General features: G+C 72.7%; 16 protein-coding genes and 2 pseudogenes. All 18 read left to right on the top strand.

The window, feature by feature from the left end; all coding sequences use genetic code 11:
* Positions 1-390 (top strand): annotated as a pseudogene (locus B351_RS0108120) (kelch repeat-containing protein); the annotation flags it as partial.
* A 453-nt stretch (positions 391-843) separates the two neighbouring features.
* Positions 844-1,110 (top strand): hypothetical protein, encoded by a 267-nt coding sequence (locus B351_RS0108110; protein WP_019398540.1) that lies wholly within the window; start codon positions 844-846, stop codon positions 1,108-1,110.
* 78 nt (positions 1,111-1,188) lie between these two features.
* The gene (locus B351_RS0108105; RefSeq protein ID WP_019398539.1) at positions 1,189-2,433 is read left to right on the top strand and encodes a putative DNA modification/repair radical SAM protein; all 1,245 of its coding nucleotides are present in this window, start codon (positions 1,189-1,191) and stop codon (positions 2,431-2,433) included.
* Positions 2,430-3,239, top strand: a pseudogene (locus B351_RS0108100) (TIGR03915 family putative DNA repair protein); the annotation flags it as partial. The gene B351_RS0108105 and the pseudogene B351_RS0108100, both read left to right, overlap by 4 nt.
* Positions 3,240-3,392: 153 nt before the next feature.
* Complete coding sequence (locus tag B351_RS0108095; RefSeq protein ID WP_019398537.1) at positions 3,393-3,566, top strand: hypothetical protein; 174 nt, start codon at positions 3,393-3,395, stop codon at positions 3,564-3,566.
* A gap of 2 nt (positions 3,567-3,568) precedes the next feature.
* Complete coding sequence (gene napF / locus B351_RS0108090) at positions 3,569-4,069, top strand: ferredoxin-type protein NapF (protein ID WP_026010505.1); 501 nt, start codon at positions 3,569-3,571, stop codon at positions 4,067-4,069.
* Complete coding sequence (locus B351_RS0108085; RefSeq protein ID WP_019398535.1) at positions 4,066-4,365, top strand: chaperone NapD; 300 nt, start codon at positions 4,066-4,068, stop codon at positions 4,363-4,365. Before napF ends, B351_RS0108085 begins: the two co-directional genes overlap by 4 nt.
* Positions 4,362-6,857: a periplasmic nitrate reductase subunit alpha gene (gene napA, locus B351_RS0108080; protein WP_019398534.1), complete on the top strand. Its 2,496-nt coding sequence runs from the start codon at positions 4,362-4,364 to the stop codon at positions 6,855-6,857. Before B351_RS0108085 ends, napA begins: the two co-directional genes overlap by 4 nt.
* A 10-nt stretch (positions 6,858-6,867) precedes the next feature.
* Entirely contained in the window at positions 6,868-7,452 is a 585-nt protein-coding gene (locus B351_RS0108075; protein ID WP_019398533.1) for a nitrate reductase cytochrome c-type subunit, read from the top strand.
* Complete coding sequence (locus B351_RS0108070) at positions 7,453-8,052, top strand: NapC/NirT family cytochrome c (protein ID WP_019398532.1); 600 nt, start codon at positions 7,453-7,455, stop codon at positions 8,050-8,052.
* Positions 8,053-8,401: 349 nt separating this feature from the next.
* Positions 8,402-9,883, top strand: a complete 1,482-nt coding sequence (glgA, locus tag B351_RS0108065) for a glycogen synthase GlgA (RefSeq protein ID WP_019398531.1) — start codon at positions 8,402-8,404, stop codon at positions 9,881-9,883.
* A 17-nt stretch (positions 9,884-9,900) separates the two neighbouring features.
* Entirely contained in the window at positions 9,901-12,114 is a 2,214-nt protein-coding gene (gene glgB, locus B351_RS0108060; protein ID WP_125109437.1) for a 1,4-alpha-glucan branching protein GlgB, read from the top strand.
* Entirely contained in the window at positions 12,111-13,850 is a 1,740-nt protein-coding gene (gene treZ / locus B351_RS16480; protein ID WP_083852418.1) for a malto-oligosyltrehalose trehalohydrolase, read from the top strand. Before glgB ends, treZ begins: the two co-directional genes overlap by 4 nt.
* Positions 13,847-15,769, top strand: a complete 1,923-nt coding sequence (locus B351_RS0108050) for a 4-alpha-glucanotransferase (protein WP_019398529.1) — start codon at positions 13,847-13,849, stop codon at positions 15,767-15,769. The genes treZ and B351_RS0108050 overlap by 4 nt, the downstream gene beginning before the upstream one ends.
* A complete protein-coding gene (gene treY, locus B351_RS0108045; protein WP_019398528.1) occupies positions 15,766-18,342 on the top strand; it encodes a malto-oligosyltrehalose synthase in 2,577 nt (858 codons plus the stop codon). The genes B351_RS0108050 and treY overlap by 4 nt, the downstream gene beginning before the upstream one ends.
* Before the next feature lie 11 nt (positions 18,343-18,353).
* Positions 18,354-18,554: a DUF2934 domain-containing protein gene (locus tag B351_RS0108040; RefSeq protein WP_019398527.1), complete on the top strand. Its 201-nt coding sequence runs from the start codon at positions 18,354-18,356 to the stop codon at positions 18,552-18,554.
* Positions 18,541-20,694 carry a glycogen debranching protein GlgX gene (gene glgX, locus B351_RS0108035; RefSeq protein WP_019398526.1) on the top strand — a complete coding sequence of 718 codons (2,154 nt, stop codon included), beginning with the start codon at positions 18,541-18,543 and terminating at the stop codon, positions 20,692-20,694. The genes B351_RS0108040 and glgX overlap by 14 nt, the downstream gene beginning before the upstream one ends.
* A gap of 116 nt (positions 20,695-20,810) precedes the next feature.
* Positions 20,811-21,641, top strand: a complete 831-nt coding sequence (locus B351_RS0108030) for a polysaccharide deacetylase family protein (RefSeq protein WP_019398525.1) — start codon at positions 20,811-20,813, stop codon at positions 21,639-21,641.
* Positions 21,642-21,784 lie beyond the last annotated feature (143 nt).

Here is a 21,784-nt window from a genome sequence, read left to right as displayed (position 1 = left end):
CTCTACGCCGCCGGCGGCCGCCGCACCTCGCACGATACCGGCGACACCTTGTCGATGACCATTGCCGCGGTGGACGTGTACGACTTCGCCCGCGGGCGCTGGAGCACGCTGGAGGCGCCGCTGCCCACCCCGCGCGCCGGCGCCGGGGCGGTGGCGGCAGGCGGCGCGCTGCTGGTGCTGGGCGGGGAAAGCGCGCGCCAGGTGCCGGCGCACGCCGAGGTCGAGGCCTACGACCCGGGCAGCGGGCGCTGGCGCAGCCTGGCGCCGCTGCCGCGCGGACGCCATGGCACCCAGGCCACCCTGCTGGGCGGCGCGGTGCACGTGGCGGCCGGCAGCGCCGACCGCGGCGGCGGTCCGGAACTGGACGACCACCTGCGCCTGTCGCCCTGAGCGCGGGGCGGCCACGGTGCAGTGCAGCGTGGCCGGCGCAGGACGGGCAGGTATAAGGGAACCCGGCCGGGGCGACACAGCCGGCCACGCGACCGCCGTGGGGGAGGGTCGCGCGCAGCATCCCGTCGTTACCAGCCCGCGGCCCGGCCCGGGCCCGTCCAGCACTGAGGGAGCTTCCATGTCGTTGACGCCTGTGTTCGTGTTCCTCGCCATCGGCCTGGCCGCCGTCGTCGGTCTTGCGACCTTCGCCCTGCGGCGCGAGCGCAGCCGCTGAGTCCGCGCGCCCGCGGGCGCGTTCCCCGGTTTCCTCCGTCCCGGCCCGCATGCGGCGCGCGTGGCCGTGTGCGCAAGGCGCGCCTGCAACGGCGCGTGCGCCCGGTTCACCCGCCGTGGACGGGGCTTGCCCAAGCATGTCGCCACGCCGGGCGCGGTGTCCGGTCCGAGGAGCGAACCATGCTGTCGACCTTTACCAACGACGCCGCCGCCACCGGCATGAACGCGCTGATGATCGCGGCGGCGATCTTCGCCCTGATCCTGACCGTGCTGTGGATCCTGGTGCCGTTCGCGGTGTTCGGGATCAAGTCGCTGCTGCGCCAGCTGATCGCCGAGCAGCGCCGTACCAACGACCTGCTGACCACGCCACCGGTCGCCCCGGCGGCGACCACGGTGCGCACCGACGTGCCGGGCGAGCCGGTCTACGTGCGCCGCGCCGTGCCCTGAAGGCACGCGGCTTGAACGGTTCACCCAGCGCCGGGCGGCGTCTCACCGGCTGAGACGCAGGCCGGCCACCGTGCCGGCATGGAGCTGACCGACAAGCTCGCGATCCTTGCCGACGCGGCCAAGTACGACGCTTCCTGCGCCTCTTCCGGCGCGGGCCGGCGCGACTCGCGCGGCGGCAAGGGCGTGGGCAGCACCGAGGGCATGGGCATCTGCCACTCCTACACGCCCGACGGGCGCTGCGTGTCGCTGCTGAAGATCCTGCTGACCAACTTCTGCATCTACGACTGCGCCTACTGCGTCAACCGCGCCAGCAGCAACGTGCGCCGCGCGCGCTTCACCGCCGCCGAGGTGGTGAAGCTGACGCTGGACTTCTACAAGCGCAACTACATCGAGGGGCTGTTCCTCTCCAGCGGCATCATCCGCAACGGTGACTACACCATGGAGCAGATGGTGGAAGTGGCGCGCAGCCTGCGTGAGGACCACCACTTCGCCGGCTACATCCACCTCAAGGCCATCCCCGAGGCCTCGCCGGAACTGCTGGAGAAGGCCGGGCGTTACGCCGACCGGCTGAGCATCAATGTCGAGCTGCCCACCGCCGAAGGCCTGGCGAGACTGGCGCCGGAAAAGCGCGCCGACGGCATCCGCGATGCCATGGGCGAGCTGCGCTGGCGCATCGACGAGAACACCGAGGCGCGCCGCGCCGCGAAGGCCACGCCACGGCGGCGGCCGCCGCGGTTCGCCCCGGCCGGGCAAAGCACGCAGATGATCGTGGGCGCGGATGGCGCCGACGACGCGGTGATCCTGCGCACCAGCAACGCGCTGTACGGCGACTTCCGCATGAGGCGGGTGTACTACTCGGCCTTCAGCCCGATCCCGGATGCTTCGGCGGCCTTGCCGCCGCGCGCGCCGCCGTTGCAGCGCGAGCACCGCCTGTACCAGGCCGACTGGCTGCTGCGCTTCTACGGCTTCGGGGTGGAGGAAATCGTGCCCGAGGGCGCCGGCATGCTCGACCTGGACATCGATCCCAAGCTGGCCTGGGCCCTGCGCCACCCCGAGCGCTTCCCGGTGGACCTCAACAGCGCCCCGCGCGAGCTGCTGCTGCGCGTGCCCGGGCTAGGCGCGCGCAACGTGGACCGCATCGTCGGCGCGCGCCGCCACGGCCGCCTGCGGCTGGACGACCTGGCCCGGTTGCGCGCCCCGCTGAAGAAGCTGCTGCCGTTCGTGAGCGTGCTGGACCATCATCCACGTGCACGCCTGGACGATCCGGCCCGCCTGCGTGCACAGCTGGCGCCGCAGCCGCGCCAAGGCGAGCTGTTCGCATGAGCGGCTACCGCGCGCAGCTGGATCCGCCGTGGGACCTGGGTGCCTGGCGCGATGCGGCGCGCCGGGCGTTTGCCGCCGGCCTGGCACCGGAGCAGGTGGACTGGAGCGGCGATGCCCAGGGCGGCCTGCTGCCGTGGCCTGAACTGGCGCGGGCGCCGCTGGCTGCCGGAGTGCCGGCACTGGCGATGGCGCCGGCATTCCTGGAGCTGGCCGCGCGCGTGCTGTGCCATGGCGATCCGGGGCGGCATGCGCTGCTGTACCGGATGCTGTGGCGCATCGGCCATGGCGAGCGGCGGCTGCTGGAACGCAGCACCGATGCCGACGTGGCCAGCGCCCGCGCGCTGGAGCAGGCGGTGCGCCGCGACAGCCACAAGATGAAGGCCTTCGTGCGCTTCCGCGCGGTGCCGGGGGAGGAGGAGGCCTACATCGCCTGGTTCGAGCCGGAACACTGGATCCTGGACCGGCTCGCGCCGTTCTTCGCACGCCGCTTCGCCGGCATGCGCTGGACCATCGTCACCCCGTACCGCAGCGTGCGCTGGGACGACGGGCAGTTGTGGGCCGGCCCGGGTGGGCTGCGCGCCGACGTGCCGGCCGACGACGCCCAGGACGGCCTGTGGCGCACCTACTACGCCAGCATCTTCAATCCGGCGCGGCTCAATACCCGGATGATGCGCCAGGAGATGCCGCAGAAGTACTGGCACCTGCTGCCGGAAACGCGCCTGCTGCCGGCGCTGGTGCGCGATGCCGGCGCGCGCGTGCGGCAGATGGCCGAGCGCGAACCGCAGCCGCCGCGCAGGCGCATGCCGCGCCGCAGCTAGGAACGCGTGCCGCGCGTGCGCCCGGTCACGCTTGCGTGGCCCGGTGCCACGCATCCCGCGGTGCGTCACGCCCGGTCCGGTTTTCCGTGCTAGCCTCCGCCGCGTACTGCACTGGACCCACCTGGAAAGGCAGGCTGGCACGTGGAGCAGGAACCGGGCCCGAAGATGGAGGTGACCCGCAGGCAGGAGCGCATCGCGTTCCTGCTGGTGACTGCGGTGGTGTTCCCGCTGCTGGCGGTGCTGGTCGTGGCCGGCTACGGCTTCATGGTCTGGATGTGGCAGTTGCTGTTCGCCGGCCCGCCGACGGGGCCGTGACGATGCCAGGCGGCGCGCTCTCCCGGCGAGCACTGCTCTTCGGCAGCGAGGATGCCTGCGGTCCGCGCCCGCCCTGGTCGATCCCCGGACAGGCCTTCGCCGCGCGCTGCACCGGTTGCGAGGCGTGCATCCGCGCCTGCCCGGAACGCGTGCTGCGGCGCGCACCCGATGGCCTGCCGCGGTTCGATCCGGCCGCGGGCCGCGGCGAGTGCAGCTTCTGCGGCGCCTGCGCCCAGGCCTGCCCCACCGGCGCGCTGCTGCACACGCGGGCGCGTCCCTGGAACCTGCGCGCGATGGTGGCCGATGCCTGCCTGTCCGGCGCCGGCATCGTCTGCGCCAGCTGCCGCGAGGTCTGTCCCGAACAGGCGATCCGGGTACCGCCCGGCGGCCGCGGCATGGCCATGGTCGAGGCCGCGCGCTGCACCGGCTGCGGCGCCTGCACCGGCGTATGCCCGGCCGGCGCGATCGCGCTGGCCGCGGCTGAAGAGGAGGCCTGCGCATGAACCCGCAGGACGAGGTCAACATCGCTTCGTTCGTGCTCCAGCACCGCGCCGATGCCTTGCCGGCACTGCGCGCGGCGGTGGCTGCCGAGCCCGCGCTGGAACTGGCCATCGCCGGCGACACCCGCAGCGTGGTGCTGTGCGAGACCGCCGACCGCTACCGGGTGATGGACCTGGTCGAACGCCTGCGCGAGGTGCCAGGCGTGCTGAACGTGCTGCTGGTCTACCACCACGCCGAGCCGTCCGCCGCCCTGGACGAGCCCGTTCCCCCGCCCCATGCCAGGGGAGCTTCCGCATGAGCACCACGCGCCGCGACTTCATCCGTACCAGCGCCATCGCCACCGCCGCGGCCGCCGCCGGCCTGCCGCTGCCCGGCGGCGGCACCAACGTCGTCACCGAGGGCGACCAGGTCCAGCTCAAGTGGTCCAAGGCGCCGTGCCGCTACTGCGGCACCGGCTGCGGGGTCAACGTCGCCGTGCGCGATGGCCGCGTGGTCGCCACCCATGGCGACGTGCATGCCGAGGTCAACCGCGGCATCAACTGCGTCAAGGGCTACTTCCTGTCCAAGGTGCTGTACGGCGCCGACCGCCTCACCACGCCGCTGCTGCGCAAGAAGAATGGCGCCTACGCCAAGGACGGGGACTTCACCCCGGTGTCCTGGGACGAGGCCTTCGACGTGATGGCCGAGCAGTTCAAGCGCGTGCTCAGGGCCAAGGGCGGCGAGGGCATCGGCATGTTCGGCTCCGGCCAGTGGACGATATGGGAGGGCTACGCGGCGACCAAGCTGATGCGCGCCGGCTTCCGCAGCAACCACCTGGACCCGAACGCGCGCCACTGCATGGCCTCGGCCGCCTACGGCTTCATGCGCACCTTCGGCATGGATGAGCCGATGGGCTGCTACGACGACATCGAGGCGGCCGACGCGTTCGTGCTGTGGGGCTCGAACATGGCCGAGATGCACCCGATCCTGTGGACCCGGGTCACCGACCGCCGCCTGTCCCACCCGCACGTGAAGGTGGCGGTGCTGTCCACCTTCGAACACCGCAGCTTCGAGCTGGCCGACATCCCGGTGGTGTTCAAGCCGCAGACCGACCTGGTGATCCTCAACTACATCGCCAACCACATCATCCGCACCGGGCGGGTGGACCGGCAGTTCGTGGAGAAACACGCCACCTTCAAGCGCGGCGCGACCGACATCGGCTACGGCCTGCGCCCGGAGCATCCGCTGGAGGTGGCCGCCAGCGGCGCGGCCGACCCCGGCGCCGGCGAGCCGTGCAGCTTCGACGACTTCGCCCGCCTGGTCGCGCCCTATACCCTGCAGCACGCGGTGGAGATGACCGGGGTCGAGGCCGGCTGGCTGGAGCAGCTGGCCGAGCTCTACGCCGACCCGAAGGTCAAGGTGATGTCGTTCTGGACCATGGGTTTCAACCAGCACACCCGCGGGGTGTGGGCCAACAACATGGTCTACAACATCCACCTGCTGACCGGGAAGATCTCCACCCCGGGCAACAGCCCGTTCTCGCTGACCGGCCAGCCCTCGGCCTGCGGCACCGCGCGCGAGGTGGGCACCTTCAGCCACCGCCTGCCGGCTGACATGCTGGTGGCCAACCCGGAGCACCGGCAGCACGCCGAGGAGATCTGGAAGCTTCCGCGCGGCCTGCTGAATCCGAAGCCCGGCTACCACGCGGTGGAGCAGAACCGCGCGCTGAAGGACGGCCTGCTCAATGCCTACTGGGTGCAGGTCAACAACAACATGCAGGCCGGCGCCAACCTGCTGCAGGAAACCTGGCCTGGCTACCGCAACCCGGAGAACTTCATCGTCGTCTCCGACGCCTATCCCACGGTCACCGCGCAGGCCGCCGACCTGATCCTGCCGGCGGCGATGTGGGTGGAGAAGGAGGGCGCCTACGGCAATGCCGAGCGCCGCACCCAGTTCTGGCACCAGCTGGTGCAGGCCCCAGGCGAGGCGCGTTCGGACCTGTGGCAGCTGATGGAGTTCTCCAGGCGCTTCACCACCGACGAGTGCTGGCCGAAGGAGATCCTCGACGCCAATCCGGCCTACCGCGGCAAGACCCTGTTCGAGGTGCTGTTCGCCAACGGCAAGGTCGACGCGTTCCCGCTGTCGGACATCGAACAGGGCTACGCCAACCAGGAGTCCCGGCACTTCGGCTTCTACGTGCAGAAGGGCCTGTTCGAGGAGTACGCCGAGTTCGGACGCGGGCACGGCCACGACCTGGCGCCGTTCGACGCGTACCACCAGGCGCGCGGCCTGCGCTGGCCGGTGGTGGACGGCAAGGAAACCCGCTGGCGCTACCGCGAAGGCAGCGATCCCTACGTCAAGCCCGGGGCCGGCTTCCAGTTCTACGGCAACAAGGACGGCAAGGCGGTGATCTGGGCGCTGCCCTACGAGCCGCCGGCCGAGGCGCCCGACGCCGAGTACGACCTGTGGCTGGTCACCGGCCGGGTGCTGGAGCACTGGCATTCCGGCTCGATGACCATGCGCATCCCCGAGCTGTACCGGGCGTTCCCGGCGGCGGTGTGCTTCATGAACCCCGACGACGCCCGCGCGCGCGGGCTCAAGCGCGGCGACGAGGTGCGGGTGGCCTCGCGCCGCGGCGAGATGCGCACCCGGGTGGAGACCCGCGGCCGCAACCGCATGCCCCGCGGGGTGGTGTTCGTGCCCTGGTTCGACGCCGGCCAGCTGATCAACAAGGTCACCCTGGACGCCACCGATCCCATCTCCAAGCAGACCGACTACAAGAAGTGCGCGGTGAAGGTCCTGCCCGCCTAGGAGACGCGCCATGCGCAACCGCAACCTGCTGGTCGCCATCCCCCTGGCCCTGCTGCTGGGGGTGGTCCTGTTCTTCCTGGGCGTGCTGATCGGCAGGGGCCTGGCCCGCCGCGGCCACGCGCCGGAGCCTCCGCCGCCGGCGGCCGCGGCGCCGGTGGACGCGCGCGCGGTGTTCGTGCCTGGCGCCGGCCAGATCGACGCGGTGCGCCGCGGCGTGCCGGTGGACCAGGAAGGCCATCCGCCGCCGATGGCGCGGGTGGAGAACGCCGACCTGAAGCGCGTGCGCGCCTACCCCATGCAGCCGCCAACCATCCCGCACGCGATCGACGGCTACCAGGTGGACCGCAACAGCAACCGCTGCATGCTGTGCCACGCCCGCGCCAACGCCGCCACCTTCCAGGCCCCGCCGGTCAGCGTCACCCACTACATGGACCGCGACGACCAGTTCCTGGCCTCGATCTCGCCGCGGCGCTACTTCTGCCTGCAATGCCACGTGGTGCAGACCGATGCCCCGGTGCTGGTGGCCAACCAGTTCCGCGACGTCGACAGCCTGCTGGCGGCCCCGGAAGCCGCGCCCGCGGCGGAGGTGCGCTGAATGTTCCGCCGCCTCCGCCGCCAGCTGGGCCTGCTGTGGATGACCCTGCGCTCGCCCAGCCGCTATTACAGCCTCGGCTTCCTGACCGTGGCCGGGTTCGTCGCCGGGGTGCTGTTCTGGGGCGGGTTCAACACCGCGCTGGAGGCGACCAACACGGAGAAGTTCTGCACCAGCTGCCACGAGATGCGCGACAACGTGTTCGAGGAGCTGAAGGCCACGATCCACTACAGCAACCGCTCCGGCGTGCGCGCCACCTGCCCGGACTGCCACGTGCCGCACAACTGGACCGACAAGATCGCGCGCAAGATGCAGGCCTCCAAGGAGGTCTGGGGCAAGGTCTTCGGAACCATCAATACCCGCCAGAAGTTCCTCGACGAGCGCCTGGTGCTGGCCGGCCACGAATGGTCCCGGCTCAAGGCCAACGACTCGCTGGAATGCCGCAACTGCCATGACTTCGATTCCATGGACCTGACCCGGCAAAGCGCGCGCGCCGCCGAGGTCCACCGGTTGTGGCTGGGCACCGGGCAGAAGACCTGCATTGACTGCCACAAGGGCATCGCCCACCGCCTGCCGGACATGGCCGGCGTGCCCCAGGGCTGAACGCTTTTGCCCGATCTTGGTGCATGGCCGGGTGCGTGCGCCGGCGCCTCGATGAACCGGTTACGCCGCGGATGAGCAAGTTCGCAAAATGCACCTGCACGGTGCGCGGAATTCACAGCGCATTTATTGCGGTGCGGGGTAGATTGCAGCCGTAGCTCGCGCATATCCCCCACGATCTGCGTTGACTTCCTTCCCGAACCCACGCTGCCCCCGTCCCGGAGGCGGCGCGGGCACCGTCAACCCGATAAAACGAGCCTCCGCGATGCCTGCCGTCCCCGTTTCCGCCGGTGTTGCCCTCAGGGAACCGAAGCCGCTCCGGCTTCCGCCACGGGATGCGAGGGGCCGCTTCATGCGGCGGCAGGCGGCCGCGGTGATGCCGCAACCGGGCCACCACAGCATCCCGGTGCTGTTCGTGGTCTCGGAGATGGCCGACTACATCAAGGCCGGCGGCCTGGGCGACGTGGCCGCGGCGTTGCCGCGCGCGCTGCGCCCGGCCTGCGACGCGCGCGTGCTGATCCCTGGTTACCCGGAGGTGCTGCAGCGGATCCGCTGCATGAACATCGTCGGCCAGGTCGCCGCGCACGCCGGGCTGCCGGAATGCCGGATCGGCCTCACCCACCAGCCCGACGGCCTGCCGGTCTACGTGCTGCTGTGCCCGGAGCTGTTCGAGCGCAGCGGCTCGCCCTACGTGGACGGCGCCGGCGCGGAGTGGGAAGACAACGCGGTGCGCTTCGCCACCTTCGCCCACGCCGCCGCGCGCATCGGCGCCGGCGAGTGCGGCCTGCAGTGGAAGCCGGCCCTGCTGCACCTCAACGACTGGCCCTCGGCCCTGGCCGCCGCCTACGTGCGCTGGACCGGCGGCGACACCCCCAGCGTGCTGACCATCCACAACCTGGCCTACCAGGGCGTGTTCCCGCGCAGCGTGGCGAAGGCCATCGGCGTGCCGCCGGCGCACCTGGCGGACATGGAATTCCACGGCCGGCTGTCGTTCCTGAGGGCCGGCATCGTCAACGCCACCCGGATCAACACGGTCAGCGTCAGCTACGCGGCGCAGATCGTGCGGCCGGAGGAAGGCTGCGGCATGCACGAGCTGCTGGCGCGGCGTGCGGCGCAGGGGCACCTCAGCGGGATCATCAACGGCATCGACGACAGCTGGGACCCGGTCCGCGACCGCTCGCTGCCGGCGCGCTTCTCCGCCGCCAACTGCCGCGACCGCCACCTCAACGCGCGCCACGTGCGCGCCGCGTTCGGCCTGCCGGACAACGGCGGCCCGCTGTTCGCGGTGGTTTCGCGCCTGGTCCACCAGAAGGGCCTGGACATCACCTGCGAGGTCGCGCCGCAGATCGTGGCCGCCGGCGGCCAGATCGTGATCATCGGCGGCGGCGAGCCGCAGGTGGAGGCCCAGGTGGCCGCCCTGGTGCGCCGCTTCCCCGGCGCGGTCGGCGCCTTCATCGGCTTCGAGGAGGGGCTGGCGCGGCGCATGTTCGCCGGCGCCGACTTCCTGTTGATGCCCTCGCGCTTCGAGCCCTGCGGACTGAGCCAGATGTACGCGCAGCGCTTCGGCTGCCTGCCGATCGCGCATGCCACCGGCGGCCTGATCGACACCGTCGACGACGGCGTCACCGGTTTCCTGTTCGAGGGCGCCAGCGCCGACGGCCTGCGCCGCTGCCTGCAGCGCGCCATCCGCACCTTCCGCAGCCCGCTGCTGATGGGCGCCATGCGCCGCGCGGCGATGCTGCGGCCCGGCGGCTGGACCCCGGCCGCCCAGCAGTACCACGCGCTTTACCGCCAGGCGGCGGGGATCGCCGCGACCCGGGGGCTGACCGCATGAGCGAAGGCGTGGCAGCGATGCCGCAGGACTGCGAGACGGCCGTCCACGGCGGCCACGAGGATCCGGAGCGCGACGCCGCGCTGGCCGCGCTGGCGGCCGGCGCCCCGGTCGATGCCTTCGCCTGGCTGGGCGCGCACGCGCTGCCCGACGGTGGCTGCTGCCTGCGGGTGCTGTTCCCCGGCGCGCGCGCGGTCAGCTGCAGCACCGGCGCCGGAGAGTGGGCCGCACTGCAGCCGACCCCCGCGTTCGGCGTGTTCGAAGGCCGGGTCGGGCGCGGCGGCGTGCATCTGCTGCGGGTGGACTGGGGCGACCACGTCGAGGAACTGGAGGATGCCTACGGCTACGGCCCGCTGCTGGACGAGGCCTTGCTCGGGCGGTTGTCCGCCGGCGACGGCGAGGCCTGCCGCGAGGCGCTTGGCGCCCGTCCCATGCGCCTGGGTGGGGTGGACGGCGTTCGCTTCGCGGTATGGGCGCCCAACGCCCGCCGGGTGGCGGTGGTGGGCGACTTCAACGGCTGGGACGGGTGCCGCCATCCGATGCGGCTGCGCCACGCCGCCGGGGTGTGGGAAATCTTCATCCCGCGGGTCGCCGCCGGCGCCCTTTACAAGTACGAGATCACCGGCCCGGACGGTGCACGCCTGCCGCACAAGGCCGATCCCTGCGCGCGCCAGTGCGAGCTGCCGCCGTCCACCGCCTCGCGGGTGGCCGATGCGCACCCGTTCACCTGGCACGACCAGGCCTGGATGGCCGCGCGCGGCGGCTGGGAGCGCAAGCCGCTGTCGATCTACGAGGTGCACGCCGGTTCCTGGCGGCGCGACGCCCAGGGCCTGTCCCTGGACTGGGACGCGCTGGGCGACCAGCTGGTCCCGCACGTGCAGGCGCTGGGCTTCACCCACATCGAGCTGCTGCCGGTCAGTGAGCACCCGTTCGGTGGTTCCTGGGGCTACCAGCCGCTGGGCATCTACGCGCCCACCGCGCGGCACGGCGATCCGGCCGCCTTCGCGCGCTTCGTCGACCGCTGCCATGGCGCCGGCATCGGCGTGATCGTGGACTGGGTCAGCGCCCATTTCCCGACCGACGTGCACGGCCTGCAGCGCTTCGACGGCACCGCGCTGTACGAGCACGAGGATCCGCGCGAGGGCTTCCACCGCGACTGGCACACCCTGATCTACAACTACGGCCGCAACGAGGTCTCCGCGTTCCTGGTCGGCTCGGCGCTGGAGTGGATCGAGCGCTTCCACATCGATGGGCTGCGCGTGGACGCGGTGGCCTCGATGCTCTACCGCGACTACAGCCGGCCCGAGGGCGAGTGGGTGCCCAACGAGCACGGCGGCCGCGAGAACCTGCAGGCGATCGCGTTCCTGCGGCGGATGAACGCCGAGATCCGCCCGCGCTTCCCGGACGTGATGCTGATGGCCGAGGAGTCGACCGCCTGGCCGGGAGTGACCGCCCCGGCCGAGCACGGCGGGCTGGGCTTCACCCACAAGTGGAACATGGGCTGGATGCACGACACCCTGCAGCACATGGGCCGCGACCCGGTCCACCGCGGCTGGCACCACAGCGAGATGACCTTCGGCCTGGTCTATGCGTTCGCCGAGCGCTTCGTGCTGCCGCTGTCGCACGACGAGGTGGTGCACGGCAAGGGTTCCCTGTTGCGGCGCATGCCCGGCGACGAATGGCAGCGCTTCGCCAACCTGCGCGCCTACCTGGCGCTGATGTGGGCGCACCCGGGCGCGAAGCTGCTGTTCATGGGCGGCGAATTCGGCCAGCTGGCCGAATGGAACCACGATGCCCAGCTGGACTGGGAGGAGGCCAGGCGCCCGCCCAACGACGGCTTGGCGCGCCTGGTCGGCGACCTCAACCGCATGCTGCGCGCGCAGCCGGCGCTGCACGTGGCCGAGCAGGACGAACGCAGCTTCGACTGGAGCGTGGCCGACGACTCGCGCAACAACGTGGTCGCCTTCCTGCGCCACGACCCGGAAGGCGGCGCACCCTCGCTGCTGGCGGTGACCAACCTGACCCCGACGGTGCACCACGGCTACGCGGTCGGCGTGCCCAGCGCCGGCGCCTGGCGCGAGCTGCTCAATACCGACAGCGCCCACTACGGCGGCAGCAACACCGGCAACGGCGGCCTGCTGCAGACCGTGCCGCGGCCGATGCATGGACATGCCCAGTCGCTGCTGCTGACGCTGCCGCCGCTGGCCACGCTCTACCTCCAGGCCGAGGCATGAACGCGGTGGCGGCACTCGAACCCCCGGGCGCCTGGCCGGTCGGGGAGCACTGGCGCTTCCGCCTGTGGGCGCCGGACGCGCGCCGGGTGGAGCTGGTGCTGGCGGACCAGGTGCTGCCGATGCCGGCCGCCGGCGACGGCTGGTTCGAGGCGGAGGCCGCCGCGCCCGAGGGCACCGGCTACCGTTACCGGATCGATGCCGGCTACGACGTGCCGGATCCGGCCTCGCGCTGGCAGCCCGATGGCGTGCATGGTGCCAGCGCCCTGTATCGCGGCGACTACGCATGGCGCCACGACGGATGGCGCGGCCGTCCCTGGCACGAGGCCGTGGTCTACGAACTGCACGCCGGCGCCTGCGGCGGCTATGCCGGGGTGCGCGCGCTGCTGCCGCGGCTGGCGGCACTGGGCATCACCGCGATCGAGCTGATGCCGCTGGCGCAGTTCCCGGGCCGCCGCAACTGGGGCTACGACGGCGTGCTGCCGTTCGCGCCGGCGCAGGCCTACGGCACCCCGGACGAGCTGAAGGCGCTGGTGGACGAGGCCCATGGCCTGGGCCTGATGGTGCTGCTGGACGTGGTCTACAACCACTTCGGCCCGGACGGGAACTACCTGGGCGACTATGCCTCGCCGTTCTTCCGCGCTGGCTCGCACACGCCCTGGGGCGAGGCGATCGACTTCGACCAGCCTGCCGTGCAGCGCTACTTCATCGCCAACGCCCTGATGTGGCTGGACGAGTACCGCTTCGACGGGCTGCGCCTGGACGCGGTGCACGCGATCGAGCCCACCGCCTTCCTGCACCAGCTGCGGCAGGCGGTGCATGCCGCGCTGCCGGCCGAGCGCCACGTGTACCTGGTGCTGGAGAACGAGCACAACCAGGCCAGCCTGCTGCGCGAAGGCTTCACCGCGCAGTGGAACGACGACTTCCACAACGCCCTGCACGTGCTGCTGACCGGCGAGGACGAGGGCTACTACGGCGATTACGCGCCGCAGGCCACCGCCCACCTGGCGCGGGTGCTGGGCGAGGGCTTCGCGTGGCAGGGCCAGACCACCCCGCGGGGGCGCGTCCGTGGCGAGCCGAGTGCGGATGTGCCGCCGGTACGCTTCGTCGCCTTCGCCCAGAACCACGACCAGATCGGCAACCGCGCCTGCGGCGAGCGGCTGTCGGTGCTGGTGCCGGAGCCACGGCTCAGGGTGGCGGTGGCGCTGACCGCGCTGGTGCCGATGGTCCCGCTGTTCTTCATGGGCGAGCCCTGGGTCGCACGCGAGCCGTTCCTGTTCTTCACCGATTTCGAGGCGCCGCTGGACCAGGCCGTGCGCGAGGGCCGGCGCCGCGAGTTCGCGCACTTCGCCGCCTTCGCCAGTGCCCAGGCGCGCAGCCGCATTCCCGATCCCAATGCCGTCTCCACCTTCGAGGCGTCGCGCGCGCCCTGGCCGGCGCCGGACGATGCCGCGGCCCAGGCCTGGCTGGCCTGGTTCGGCGGGCTGCTGGACCTGCGCGCGCGCGAACTGGTGCCGCACCTGGAGCAGGCGCGGCCGCTGGGCGGCCGCGTCATTGGCGAAGCCGCGGTGGCCGCGGGCTGGCAGCTGGGCGGACGGCAATGGTGGCTGGAGCTCAACCTGGGCCGGCAGGGCCTGCCCAGCGCGTTGCCGCCGGGGCAGGACCTGTTGTGCACCGGACCGATGGAGGAGGGCCAGCTGCCGCCGGACCGGCTGCGCGTGCGCAGGGTCGGCCCATGAGCACGGCCGATGCCTCCCTGCACGCGCTGGCCGCGGCCGCCGGGCTGTGCCGCGAGTGGACCGACGTGGCCGGACGCCCCCAGGTGGTGGCCGACGCCACCCTGCGCGCGGTGCTCGACGCTCTGGACCTGCCCGCGGCCACGCCGGCGCAGCGCCGCGAGAGCCTGCGCCGGATCGAGGCCGTGCAGGCACGGCCGCCATTGCTGACGGCGCGTGCCGGCGCGCGCATCGCGGCCGGCGGCGACGCCGGCCCGCGGCAGTGGGTGGCCGACGACGGCCGCCACGAGGATGCGCGGATCGACGCGCGCGGCTGCGTGCGGGTACCGCTCGCCCCCGGCTACTGGACCCTGCACGGCGGCGCCCCCTGCAGGGTCGCGGTGGCGCCGGACCGCTGCTTCGGCGTGGAGGACGCGGTTGCGGACGCGCGCGCCTGGGGCGTGGCGCTGCAGGTGTACTCGGCGCGCGCCCCGGGCGACGGCGGCATCGGCGATACCGCCGCCTGTGCGGACTGGCTGCGCAGGGTCGCCGCGGCGGGCGGCGATGCGCTGGCGCTGAGCCCGGTGCACGCCGCGCTGGAGGGCGCCGGCTACTACAGTCCCTACGCACCCAGCGACCGGCGCTGCCTGGACCCGCTGCATGCATCGCCGGCGCAGGTCTTCGGCGACGTGGCGGCGCAGGTGCTGGACGGCGATCCGCAGCTGCGCGGACGGCTGCATGCCCTGGAGGCCGCGGAGTCCATCGACTGGAGCGCCGCGCGGCCGGCGAAGTGGGCCTGGCTGCGGCAGCTGCATGGGCGCGGCCTGGTCCTGCGTGCGGACCTGCAGGCGGACTTTGCCGCTTTCGCTGCTGCGCCACCGGCGGAGGTGGCGGCCTATGTCGCCTTCGCCGCGGGCAATGACGCGGAGGTGGCGCAGCTGCACCTGTTCGGCCAGTGGCTGGCGCGCCGGGCCTGGGCTCGCTGCCAGGACCAGGCGCGCGCGGCGGGACTGGGCATCGGACTGGTCGCCGACCTGGCGGTGGGCTTCGATCCTTCCGGCGCCGAGGCCGCGGCCTCGCCGGCGGCGGTGCTGCGCGGGCTGGAGCTGGGCGCGCCACCGGATGCGTTCAATGCCGACGGCCAGGCCTGGGGCATCAGCGGTTATGCGCCGACCGGGTTGCGCCAGTCGGGCTTCGCGCCGTTCATCGAACTGTTGCGCGCGGTGATGCGCGACCGTGGCGGCGTGCGCATCGACCATATCCTCGGCCTGCAACGGCTGTGGGTGGTGCCGCGCGGGGCCAGTGCCCGCGATGGCGTGTATCTTTCCTGCGAACTGGACGCGCTGCTGGACCTGCTGGCGCTGGAATCCTGGCGCCACCGCTGCGTGGTGGTCGGCGAGGACCTGGGCGTGGTGCCGCCCGGGATCCGCGCGAAGCTGGCGCGGCGCGGGATTCTGGGCATCGACGTGCTGCCGTTCACCCGCGACCGCCGTGGCGCGTTCATGCCGCCCCGGCGCTGGCGCCGCCATGCGGTCGCCACCACCACCACCCACGACCTGCCCAGCAGCGCCGGCTGGGCCGAGGGTCGCGACATCGCCTGGCGCCTGGGCCTGCACGACGCGCCCCCCGGAGCGTTGCAGGCCACTCCGCAATGGAGGGAACGGCAGGCCGACGCCGCGCGCCTGCGCCGGGCCTTCCGTGGCGAAGGCATCGACAGCGGAGACCTGCGCATGGATGCATTGCGCTTTACCGCCCGCTCCCCGGCCGTGCTGGCCCTGCTGCCGGCCGAAGACGCGCTGGGCCTGCGCGAGCAGCCCAACCTGCCCGGCACCACCGACAGCCATCCCAACTGGCGCCGGCGCCTGCCCGATCCGCTGCCGGAAGCCGTGCTCGATGCCTCCCTGCAGGCGTTCGCGCAGGCGCGCCGGGAGGTGGCGCCATGAGCCCGGCCCGCCTCCGGCCGCGGGCCACCGTGCGCCTGCAGCTGCATGCCGGCTTCACCCTGGACGATGCCGCGGCGCAGGTCGACTACTTCGCCCGCCTCGGCGCAAGCCACCTGTACTTGGCACCCATCGGCACCGCCGTGCCCGGCTCCAACCATGGCTACGACAACACCGATCCCACCCGGGTCAACCCGGATCTGGGCGGCGAGCCGGCATTGCAGCGCCTGGCGCAGGCCGCGCGCGAGCATGGCATGGGCCTGCTGCTGGACATCGTGCCCAACCACATGGCCACCCACGCCTCCAATGCGTGGTGGATGGACCTGCTGCAGCACGGGCGCCGCAGCCGCCATGCCGAGTGGTTCGACGTGGACTGGGAGGCGCCCGGCGCGGGCGGCCGCCTGCTGCTGCCGGTGCTGGACCGGCCGCTGCATGCGGCGCTGGCCGAAGGCCTGCTGCGGCTGGAACGGCAGGGCGATGGCTGGCAGGTGCGGCACCACGACCAGGCCTGGCCGCTGGCCCCGGGCACGGTGCCGGCGCCGGCCACTGCGCGGGCGCGGGCCTGGCTGGAGCGCACCAACTCCGGCGCCCGCCGCGGCGAGGGCACCCTGGCCGCCATCCTCGAGCGCCAGGCCTACCGGCTGCTGTGGTGGCGCGCCGGCAACGACCGCATCAACTACCGCCGCTTCTTCGACATCAGCTCGCTGGCGGCGCTGCGCGTGGAGCGCCGCGAGGTGTTCGACGCGGTGCACGCACTGCCGTTGCGGCTGCTGGCGCAAGGCGTGATCGACGGCGTGCGCGTGGACCACGTCGACGGCCTGGCCGATCCCACCGGCTACGTGCAGGCACTGCGCGCGGCGCTGGACCGTGCCGGCGCGCGCCGCGGCCTGGCGCCGGGCGAGGCGCTGCTGTACGTGGAGAAGATCCTCGCGCCCGGCGAACAGCTGCCGGCCGCCTGGCCCTGCCAGGGCACGACCGGTTACGACTTCATGGACCAGGCCGGCGCGGTGCTGCACGCCGCCGCCGGGCTGGAGACGCTGCGCGGACGCTGGGAACAGGCCGGCGGCGAGGGCGATTTCGCCGCGATCGAGCGGCAGGCGCGCCTGCTGGTCCTGCGTGGCCCGCTGCAGGCCGAGTTCAACCGCTGCCTGCTGCGGCTGCTGGCGGTAGCGGCGCAGCGGCCGGCGCTGGCCGACTTCAGCGCGCAGATGTGGGCGCGCGCGCTGCAGGCGCTGTGCCTGCGCTTCCCGGTGTACCGCACCTACGCCGGCCGCGACGGCCTGGATGCGCAGGGCAGGGCCTGGCTGGACGCCGCCGCCACGGCCGCGGCCGGCGACCTCGGCCCGGCGGAGCAGCAGGCCCTGGCCACGCTCGCCGGCTGGCTGCGCGGCGATGGCGACGCCCGCGGCGTGCCCGCGCCACTGCTGCAGCGCCTGCGTGCCAGCTTCGAGCAGCTGACCGCCCCGCTCAATGCCAAGGCGGTGGAGGACACGGCCTTCTACCGCCACGGCGTGCTGCTGTCGCGCAACGAGGTCGGCAGCCATCCGCTGCATGCCCCGCCTGGCATCGACGGCTTCCACCACGCCTGCCGCGAACGCGGCCGGCGCCATCCGCTGGCGCTGCTGGCCACGGCCACCCACGACCACAAGCGCGGCGAGGACACCCGCGCGCGCCTGGCCGCGCTCTCGCACCGCGCGCCGTGGTGGTGCGGCCAGCTGGAGCGGTTCGAGGAGGCCGTGCCTGCGCGGCTGCGCGAGGCGGTGCCGGCGACCTTCCGGCTGATGCTGTGGCAGACCCTGGTCGCGGCCTGGCCGCTGCAGCTGCCAGGCCGCCGGGCGCGCACGGACTACGCCGGACGGGTGGTCGCCTGGGCCACCAAGGCCCTGCGCGAGGGCAAGCAGCACAGCAGCTGGACCGAGCCGGACGCGGGCGTGGAAGGCGCGGTCGATGCCCTGGTGCGCCACGCGCTGGAGGACAACGCCTTGCACCAGGCCCTGGCCGCCGCGGCCGCGGCGCTGGGCGTGCCTGGTGCGCGCCTGGGCCTGGCCCAGCTGCTGCTGCGGCTGGCCACGCCCGGGGTGCCGGATACCTACCAGGGCAGCGAGGGCTGGGACCTGAGCCTGGTCGATCCGGACAACCGTCGCCCCGTGGACTACGCCGCCAGGCGCGCCTGGCTGGATGACCCGCGCGACTGGCCCGCACTGCTGCGGCAATGGCAGGACGGTGCGCTCAAGGCACGCCTACTGGCCACCATGCTGGAACTGCGTGCCGCGCACCCGCGCCTGTTCCAGGGCCGCTACACGCCGCAGCCGGCGGGCACCGACGTGGTGGCCTTCCTGCGCGGCAGCGGCCACCAGCGGCTGTGGGCCGGCGCGCTGGTGGGCGATGCCGCTGCCGTGCAGGGCGAGGGCCTGCTGCTGCCCGAAGCGCACTGGGAAGCCCGCAGCCTGCGCCTGCCTGCCGGGCACTGGCGCGAGGTGCTGGGCGGCGCGCGGCTTGGACTGGATTCGCCAGGCAACGTGCCGCTGTCGACGCTGTTTGCACGTTCGCCCGTGGCAGTGTGGACCACTGCATGAGGAATGACGCCATGGACCCGGCCGAACGCCAGCGCCGCACGCGCGAGCTCGCGCGCCAGATCTGGGAGGCCGAGGGCCGCCCCGACGGCCAGGAGCTGCGCCACTGGGGCATGGCCGAGCGCCTGGTGGAGGCCGAGATCGCCGCACGCGCGCTGGAGCAGCCGGCCAACGAAGGAACCGCGGGAGAGGAGGACGACCGTGCCGACGCGTAAATGGAGCCGCCAGTCGCGGCTGGAGGAGGGCACGCCGTATCCGCTGGGCGCGACCTGGGACGGGCTGGGCGTCAACTTCGCCCTGTACTCGCGCCACGCCACCAGGGTGGAACTGTGCCTGTTCGACGAGCGCGGGCGCGAGCAGGAGCGCATCGTCCTGCCCGAGTACACCGACGAGATCTGGCACGGTTACCTGCCCGACGCACGCCCCGGGCAACGCTATGGCTACCGCGTGCACGGCCCGTACGAACCCGACGCCGGCCACCGTTTCAATCCCCACAAGCTGCTGCTGGATCCGTACGCCAAGCAGGTCGCCGGCGAGCTGAAGTGGGCGCCGCACCTGTTCGGCTACACCCTGGGCCACCGCGACCTGGACCTGAGCTTCGACCGCCGCGACAGTGCCCCGTACATGCCCAAGTGCGTGGTGATCGATCCGGCGTTCACCTGGGGGCGCGAGCGCGCCCCGGCCACGCCCTGGGACCGCACCGTGGTCTACGAGGCCCACGTGCGCGGCCTGACCATGCGCAATGGCGCGATCCCGGAAGGGCTGCGCGGCACCTTCGCCGGCCTGCGCCACGACGCGGTGATCTCGCACCTGAAGTACCTGGGCGTGACCGCGATCGAGCTGCTGCCGGTGCACGCCTTCGTCGACGACCAGTACCTGCTGGACAAGGGCCTGCGCAACTACTGGGGCTACAACTCCATCGGCTTCTTCGCCCCGCACCCGCGCTACCTGTCCGGCACCAGCGTCACCGAGTTCAAGCAGATGGTGGCGCGCATGCACGACGCCGGGCTGGAGGTGATCCTGGACGTGGTCTACAACCACACCGCCGAGGGCAACGAGCTGGGCCCGACGCTGTCGTTCAAGGGCATCGACAACACCGGCTACTACCGCCTGGCCGACGACCGCCGCTACTACATCAACGACACCGGCACCGGCAACACCTTCGACCTGACCAACGCCGGTGCCCTGCGCATGGTGATGGACTCGCTGCGCTACTGGGTGCGCGAGATGCGGGTGGACGGCTTCCGCTTCGACCTGGCCACCATCCTCGGCCGCGAGCGCACCGGGTTCGATGCCTCCTGCAGCTTCCTCGACGCGGTGCGCCAGGACCCGATGCTGGCCCACGTGAAGCTGATCGCCGAGCCCTGGGACATCGGCCCGGGCGGCTACCAGCTGGGCAACTTCGCCCCGGGCTGGGCGGAGTGGAACGACAAGTTCCGCGACAACGTGCGCGCGCTGTGGCGCGGCGACCCGGGCCAGCTGGCGGAGTTCGCCACGCGCTTCACCGGCTCGGCCGACCTGTTCGACCACCACGGCCGCAAGCCGCATTCCTCGGTGAACTTCGTCACCGCGCACGACGGCTTCACCCTGCGCGACCTGGTCAGCTACAACGACAAGCACAACCTGGCCAACGGCGAGGACGGCCGCGACGGCAGCGACAACAACATTTCCTGGAACCACGGCGCCGAGGGCGAGACCGACGACCCGGAGATCAACGCCCTGCGCGCGCGGCAGATGCGCAACCTGCTGGCCACCCTGCTGCTGTCGCAGGGCACGCCGATGCTGCCGTCCGGCGACGAGTTCGGCCACAGCCAGCAGGGCAACAACAACGCCTACTGCCAGGACAACGAACTGGCCTGGCTGGACTGGGAAGCGGCCGCGGCGCCGGGGCCGCAGCGCCAGGCCGCGTTCGTGCGCCGGCTGCTGCGCCTGCGCAGGCACTATCCGCAGCTGCGCCGCCGCCGCTTCTTCATGGGCGAGTATGACCGCGCCCATGGCCTGCACGACATCGCCTGGTTCCGCCCCGACGGCAGCGCGATGGAAGAGGGCGACTGGCACGACGGCGAGCGCCGGGTGCTGATGGCCTGCCTGGACGGGCAGGCGCCGACCAGCGGCCTGCACCAGCCCGAGCGCGAGGACAGCCTGGTGTTCCTGTTCAATGCCGGCGACGCGCCCCAGGAATTCCGCGTGCCGCAACACCTGCAGGCGCCGCGCCTGCTGCTGTCCACGGCCGAGGAGCCGCCGCAGCCGGAGGACGGGGCCTGGCACCTGCCACCGCGTTGCATCGTGCTGCTGGCCACGCGCCCGGCGCCGGCGGCCACGACAGGCGAGGGCAGCGCGGCGACCGCCGGCTAGCCCGGCCGCTGCACCCTTCGCCCTGGTACGGGTAGCGGCCGGCTGCCGCGTGCCGCGGGGCAAGGCTAGACTTCGGCCGAAGGCGCGGGAGGGCCGTCGCCAGACGAGGGGAACGCATGCAAGCAAGCAGGATCTGCCTGGCGCTTTGCCTGGCCGCGCTGGCGCTGCCGGCCATGGCGAAGCAGAAGTTCAGCTGGCCGGAGGGGCGCAAGGCCGCGGTCAGCCTGGCCTACGACGACGCGCTGGATTCGCAGCTGGACAACGCGGTGCCGCAGCTGCAGAAGTACGGGCTCAAGGGCAGCTTCTACATCGTGCCGGCGCGCGAGCCGGTGCGGGCGCGGATGGAGGAGTGGCGCGAGGTGGCGCGCATGGGCCACGAGCTGGGCAACCACAGCATCACCCATCCGTGCTCGGCGCATGGTCCCGGCCGCGAGTGGGTGCCGGCGCACCAGGACCTGGACCGCATGAGCCTGGCGCAGATCAAGGAGCAGGTCGAGGTCGCGGACGTGTTCCTGCAGGCGCTGGACGGCTACGCCGGTCCGCGCACCTACACCGCGCCCTGCGGCGACCGCAAGGTGGCCGACGGCGACTACATCGCCGCCGTGGCCGACCGCTTCCTCGGCATCAAGCTGGTCGGCGGCGACGTGGTCCCGGACATGTTCGCGCTGGACCCGGCGGCGGTGCCGGCCGCGGTGCCCAGCGACGTCACCGGCAAGCAGCTGATCGCGCTGGTGGAGGAAGCCGGGCGCAAGGGCACCATGGTCGGCTTCACCTTCCACGGCGTCGGCGGCGACTACCTGTCGGTGTCCAAGGAGGCGCACGAGGAGCTGCTGGCGTTCCTGGCCGCGAACAGGGACAAGTACTGGACCGCCACCTTCCGCGAGCAGATGCAGTGGGTGCGCCAGCAGCAGGAAGCCGCGCGCGGCGGCCGCAAGGCCGGGCGCTGAGGCAGTGCCGGGAACGGCGTCGGCCGCCGTGGCGGTGATCCTGCTGCTGCGTTCGGTGCTGGCGTTCTGCGCGGCCAGCGCGGTGCTGGTCGCGCTCAACCTGGCCGGCGGCGCGCTGGCGCCGCTGGCCGGGCTGCCGCCCG

The organism is Pseudoxanthomonas sp. GW2, from assembly GCF_000283075.1.
Taxonomy (GTDB): Bacteria; Pseudomonadota; Gammaproteobacteria; order Xanthomonadales; family Xanthomonadaceae; genus Pseudoxanthomonas.
Note: the sequence above shows the minus strand (reverse complement) of the source record. Positions and strands in the feature narration are given on the sequence as shown.

Coding starts and splice junctions, on each gene's coding strand:
- B351_RS0108110 (WP_019398540.1), top strand. CDS start 844: ATGCTGTCGACCTTTACCAACGACGCCGCCGCCACCGGCATGAACGCG.
- B351_RS0108105 (WP_019398539.1), top strand. CDS start 1,189: ATGGAGCTGACCGACAAGCTCGCGATCCTTGCCGACGCGGCCAAGTAC.
- napF (WP_026010505.1), top strand. CDS start 3,569: ATGCCAGGCGGCGCGCTCTCCCGGCGAGCACTGCTCTTCGGCAGCGAG.
- B351_RS0108085 (WP_019398535.1), top strand. CDS start 4,066: ATGAACCCGCAGGACGAGGTCAACATCGCTTCGTTCGTGCTCCAGCAC.
- napA (WP_019398534.1), top strand. CDS start 4,362: ATGAGCACCACGCGCCGCGACTTCATCCGTACCAGCGCCATCGCCACC.
- B351_RS0108075 (WP_019398533.1), top strand. CDS start 6,868: ATGCGCAACCGCAACCTGCTGGTCGCCATCCCCCTGGCCCTGCTGCTG.
- B351_RS0108070 (WP_019398532.1), top strand. CDS start 7,453: ATGTTCCGCCGCCTCCGCCGCCAGCTGGGCCTGCTGTGGATGACCCTG.
- glgA (WP_019398531.1), top strand. CDS start 8,402: ATGCGGCGGCAGGCGGCCGCGGTGATGCCGCAACCGGGCCACCACAGC.
- glgB (WP_125109437.1), top strand. CDS start 9,901: ATGCCGCAGGACTGCGAGACGGCCGTCCACGGCGGCCACGAGGATCCG.
- treZ (WP_083852418.1), top strand. CDS start 12,111: ATGAACGCGGTGGCGGCACTCGAACCCCCGGGCGCCTGGCCGGTCGGG.
- B351_RS0108050 (WP_019398529.1), top strand. CDS start 13,847: ATGAGCACGGCCGATGCCTCCCTGCACGCGCTGGCCGCGGCCGCCGGG.
- treY (WP_019398528.1), top strand. CDS start 15,766: ATGAGCCCGGCCCGCCTCCGGCCGCGGGCCACCGTGCGCCTGCAGCTG.
- B351_RS0108040 (WP_019398527.1), top strand. CDS start 18,354: ATGGACCCGGCCGAACGCCAGCGCCGCACGCGCGAGCTCGCGCGCCAG.
- B351_RS0108030 (WP_019398525.1), top strand. CDS start 20,811: ATGCAAGCAAGCAGGATCTGCCTGGCGCTTTGCCTGGCCGCGCTGGCG.